The organism is Mycobacterium sp. 1245499.0 (genome assembly GCF_001673615.1).
Lineage (GTDB): Bacteria > Actinomycetota > Actinomycetes > Mycobacteriales > Mycobacteriaceae > Mycobacterium > Mycobacterium europaeum_A.
This window is the reverse complement of record NZ_LZMG01000299.1, coordinates 1-2623: the sequence shown is the minus strand read 5'-3', so window position 1 is coordinate 2623 and position 2623 is coordinate 1. Positions and strand designations below refer to the sequence as shown.

At 70.5% G+C, this 2623-nt stretch carries 2 pseudogenes; one reads left to right on the top strand and one right to left on the bottom strand.

Annotated elements, in window-relative coordinates:
* A pseudogene (locus tag A5646_RS18105) lies at positions 1-2543 on the bottom strand (condensation domain-containing protein); the annotation flags it as partial.
* Here A5646_RS18105 and A5646_RS30440 point away from each other — a divergent pair.
* Positions 2538-2623, top strand: a pseudogene (locus A5646_RS30440) (hypothetical protein); the annotation flags it as partial. The pseudogenes A5646_RS18105 and A5646_RS30440 sit on opposite strands and share 6 nt — an antisense overlap.

Genomic DNA, 2623 nt, shown 5'->3' with positions numbered 1-2623 from the left:
GTCGGTGCGGCATCGGTGAGCATGAAGTCGATCCGGGCCGCCGGCAGCGCCGGGTCGATCGGCAGGTACGCGGCGCCGGTCTTGAGCACGGCCAGGATCGCGGCGACGGCCCGGGCGGAGCGTTCGACGAGCAGCGCCACGCACTGGCCCGGTCCCGCGCCGTGGTGAACGAGCAAGTGCGCCAACCGGTTCGCGGACTCGTCGAGTTCACGGTAGGTCCACGAACACGATCCGTCGGTGATGGCCACCGCCTCGGGCGCGCGCGCGACATGCTCAGCGAACACCTCCGGGATCGACGCGGGTGGGTGCGCCTCGCGCGTCAGCGCCGTCCGGTTGCCGATCGCATCGAGGCGGGCGTGCTCGTTGGCGCCCAGCACGTCGATCGACGACAACCGCGCGGTGGGGTCGGCGGTAATGGCCGTCAGCACCCGATGCAGCCGGCACACCAGGGCTTCGATGGTGGCGGTGTCGAACACGTCGGTGCGGAACTCCACCGCGCCGCCGATCCCGGCGGGCCGGCCGTCCCGAGTCCAGCGTTCGGCCAGCGACCACGCGAGATCCATTCGCGCGGTGCGGGTCTCTACCGGGACCGGGGTGACCCGGACGTCGCCGAGGCTCAGTTCGGCGGCATCGGTGTTCTGCCAGGCCAGCATGACCTGCACCAGCGGATGATGCGCCAGGCTGCGGGTCGGGTTGAGCCGCTCCACGAGTACCTCGAAGGGCACATCCTGATGTTCGTAGGCGGCCAGGCTGCGCGCGCGCACGTGCGCCAAGACCTCGGCGACGGTGGGGTCACCGGCCAGATCGACCCGCAGCACCAGGGTGTTGACGAAGAAGCCCACCACGTCGTCCAGGGCCGGATCGCGCCGCCCGGCGATCGGAAAACCCACCGCCACATCCGAACTCGCGCTGATCTTGGCCAGCAACACCGCCAGGGCGGCCTGCACCACCATGAAGCTCGTGGCGTTGTGCGCGTTGGCCACCGCCCGTACCCGCTGCTGCAACTCCGCCGGCCACTCCACCGCCACGCTGGCCCCGCCGAAGTCGGCCACCATCGGGTAGGGCCGATCGGTCGGCAGTTCCAGCCGCTCGGGCATTCCGGCCAGGGTGTGTTCCCAATACCGCAACTGCCCGGCGATCAGGCTGTGCGGGTCCTGCAATTCGCCGAATTGCGCGCGCTGCCACAGTGTGTAGTCGACATACTGCACCGGCAGCGGCGCCCAGCCCGGGGCCTGTCCGGCTACACGGCTGGCATAGGCCTCGCCCAGATCGCGCACCAGCGGCGTCAGCGACCACCCGTCGGCGGCGATGTGATGCAGCACGGCAACCAGCAGATACTCGTTGTCGTCCACCCGAAACAGCAGCGCCCGCAACGGGAGTTCGGTGGCCAACTCGAAGCGGGGGCCGACCACGGTGTCGATGGCCTTGCCCAGCCGGGCGGCCGACCACCCACGCGCATCGCTGATCTGCCATCCGAAGTCGGCCTCCCCCGCCTCGACCACCAGTTGCTGGGGTATGCCCTCGTGCGCCGGGAACAGGGTCCGCAGGCTTTCGTGGCGGGCCACGACGTCGGCTAGCGCGGCGCCGAACGCCGCGTCGTCGAGGCGCCCGTGCAGTTGCAGGGCGATGGCCATGTTGTGCACCGGCGAGGGCCCATGCAATTGGCCGATGAACCACAACCGCGACTGGGCGAACGACAACGGCACCACCGCCGGCCGCGCTGCGGCGACCAGGGGCAGGCGCCCGCCCCCATCGGCGCCCAGGCGGCCCGCCAGGCGGCGAATGGTGGGCGCTTCGAACAGGGCCCGCACGCCGAGGTGGACGTCGAGACCGGCGTTGATTTCGGCCACCAGCCGCATGGCCGACAGCGAGTCGCCACCGAGGTCGAAAAAGGAGTCGTCGATCCCGACGCGGTCGACGCCTAGCACGTGGGCGTAGATGTCGGCGATGGTCTGCTCGACGGCGGTGGCCGGGGCGCTGTATTGATCACGGCCGTGATAGTCCGGTGCCGGCAGGGCGCGGACGTCGAGTTTGCCGTTGGGTGTCAACGGTATTGCGTCGACGGCGACCACCGCGGCGGGCACCATGTAGGCCGGTAACCGCTCGGCCAGCCGGGCGCGGGCCTCGGCCGGATCGGCGGTGCCGGTGAGATAGCCGACGAGTCGCTTCTCGCCCGGCCGGTCCTCACGGGCGATCACCGCCGCCTGCTTCACCCCGTCCAATTGGGCGAGGGCGCTGTGTATTTCACCGAGCTCGATCCGATGGCCACGGATCTTGACCTGATCGTCGGCGCGCCCGAGGTAGTGCAGCTGACCGTCCGGGCCCCAACGCATCACGTCCCCGGTGCGATACATGCGCGTCCCGGTGCCGCCGAAGGGGCAGGCCACGAACCGCGACGCCGTCAATCCGGCCCGGCCCAGATAACCGACGGCCACCCCGGACCCGGCCACGTACAGTTCGCCGGGCACACCGGCGGGCGCCGGGCACAGCCACGGGTCCAGGACGAAAAACGCCAAATGCGCCAACGGTTTTCCGATGGGACTGACGTGGCCGTCGGTTATCTGGGCCGGGCCGGATTGACGGCGTCGCGGTTCGTGGCCTGCCCCTTCGGCGGCACCGGGAC